This is a genomic window from Flavobacterium facile, assembly GCF_036321945.1.
Classification (GTDB): domain Bacteria; phylum Bacteroidota; class Bacteroidia; order Flavobacteriales; family Flavobacteriaceae; genus Flavobacterium; species Flavobacterium facile.
Map to the genome: position 1 here is coordinate 1 of NZ_JAZAYT010000008.1, position 2,365 is coordinate 2,365.

A 2,365-nucleotide genomic window follows, 5' to 3' on the forward strand; every position below is an offset into this window, starting at 1 on the left:
CAATTTTTAAAAAAATTAGACACCGAAATTTTAGCGACAGTTTTAGCTAAACTATTTCAAGCTAAACCAGAAAACGAATAATGTCAGATCAAACTTCAAATTGGATACTCGAACTTGTAGATAAGATTACTAAACCAGTAAAAGAGGTTACGGCATCTATCGACAAGATGGAAATTGCTATAGATGGAGTTGATAAAAAGGTTGAAAAAATGGGAAATGATGCTGCAAAGGCATTTGAAAAACCAAATCAATCTTTAAAAGTTTTAGCAGCTGAAGCTGGAGCAAATGCGCTTAATAATTTAGGGCAACCTTTTTTAGATGGTGCACAAGGTGCATACGCATACGATAGTTCTTTGAAAGAATTGAAAGCTATTACTGGTGTTACTGATGAAGCTTTGGCTCAAATTGGAGAAAACGCACGTAATACATCAAAAGAGTTTGGAAGTAAAGCACAGGATAACATTAGAAGTTATACTCTATTACTTTCTAAATTGACTCCAGAGATTGCTGATAGTCCAGAAGCACTTGATCAAATGGGCACATCTGTAGCCAAACTTGCAGAAACAATGCATGGTGATTTGGAAGGAGCAACAAAATCTGCTTCGAGTGTTATGAATCAATTTGGTGTTGATTTATCAAATCCAGCAGAAGCGGCTAACGAAATGGATGTAATGTTAAACCAAATTGTTGCGTCTGCAAAAGTAGGTAATCAAGAAGTTGATCAAGTCGCACAAGCAATTGATAATGTTGGAGCTGTTGCAAAAAACGCCAATGTTTCATTTGCTGAAACTAATGGAGCTTTACAGGTTTTAGGAAAATACGGTAAAGAAGGAGCTGAAGGTGGTATTGCACTTAGAAATGTTTTAGGAATTTTAGGTAAAAAGGAATTTTTACCAAAAGAAGTGCGAGAACAATTGAAAGGTGCGGGTGTTGATGTTGATGTTTTAGCAAATAAAAACTTGACGTTGGCTGAAAGAATTACGGAACTTAAAAAGTTAGGTGGTAATGATGCGCTGCTTGGTGCAATGTTTGGTCAAGAAAATGTTGTTGCAATTACTGGTTTATTAAATGAAACAGAATTACTTAAAAAATACACAGGTCAAATACTTGATGATCAATCTGCTCTTTCAGATATGGCAGCAACAATGGGTACAAGTTACCAGGAACAAAAGGATAGAATTACATCGTATTTTGATGATATAAAACTTTCTATATATGGTGCAACTGGCGAAATGTTACCTTTTCTTGATGTTGGATTACAGGGAATTATGGGGTTAGTTTCTTTAGCTCCGGGTGTTCTGGCATTATCTCAATTATACACTTTATTAAAAGCTTCAACAATTGGTCAAACAATTGCACAATGGAATTTAAATGTCGCAATGGATGCTAACCCAATTGGCGCTATAATATTAATTATTACGGCATTAATAGCCATTATTGCGGTGGTTATTAAATACTATGATGATTGGGGTGCTGCAATTACTTTTCTTATGGGTCCATTTGGTATGTTGATTAACATTATTATGAGTTTTAAACGACATTGGGACAGTATTACAGAAGCCTTTACAAAAGGCGGTATTGTTGGAGGTATAAAACGTATTGGGTTAGTTCTTTTAGATGCATTATTATATCCAGTTCAGCAACTTTTACAACTTTTAGCAAAAATACCTGGTTTAGGTGGTTTGGCTGGTGGTGGTGCAAAATGGATAAAAGAAATGCGCCAAAATTTAGCACTTACTGAAGGCGATAAAAAAGAAGAAACAAAGAAAAAAACAAAAGTAGTTCCAGAAGATAAATTTAAACCGGAAGGTCTTTCAAAACCACCAATTGCTCCTGTTAAACCATCAGCTACGGACAAATCAACATCATCAAGTTCTGGAACTGCAAGAATTATAAATATGACATTAAATGTTTATAACACTTACAAAGTAGCAAAAGAAGATTTGAAAAATTTTGAAAAAATTACAGAGCATGTGGTTGGTAGAATAAACGACACAATTAAAGACGCATTAATAGCTGCAAACTAATGGCAACAGAATATAACATCCCGAATTTGTTTTTAGAAGCCTTTGGGCTAAAAATACGAGATTCGTATGGTATTGAAATTGAGGACAAACCTAACGACCCTAACGGTTTGTTTAATGGAATTTCCGTAATTGAATCTGATGAAGTTACTGATGTTACAGCTTTAGGAACTCCTATAATTTCACCAATAACGTTTTTGGAAGGAACTTATAAAGCATACAATACAAATGGCGAAATAGTAGATATTCAAAAATCGGATTTTCGTTTACCAATTTCAACGGTAGTTTCATTTAATCGTGAAAAAATAATTGGAGTTACCAAAGTTAACGGTGGTCGTGGA

General features: G+C 34.5%; 2 protein-coding genes. Both read left to right on the forward strand.

The window, feature by feature from the left end; all coding sequences use genetic code 11:
• Window positions 1–80: 80 nt before the first annotated feature.
• Complete coding sequence (locus UEQ13_RS00045) at window positions 81–2,027, forward strand: phage tail tape measure protein (protein WP_329804335.1); 1,947 nt, start codon at window positions 81–83, stop codon at window positions 2,025–2,027.
• Window positions 2,027–2,365, forward strand: a 339-nt coding sequence (locus UEQ13_RS00050) for a hypothetical protein (protein WP_329804336.1), incomplete at its 3' end; no start/stop codon positions are given. The genes UEQ13_RS00045 and UEQ13_RS00050, both read left to right, overlap by 1 nt.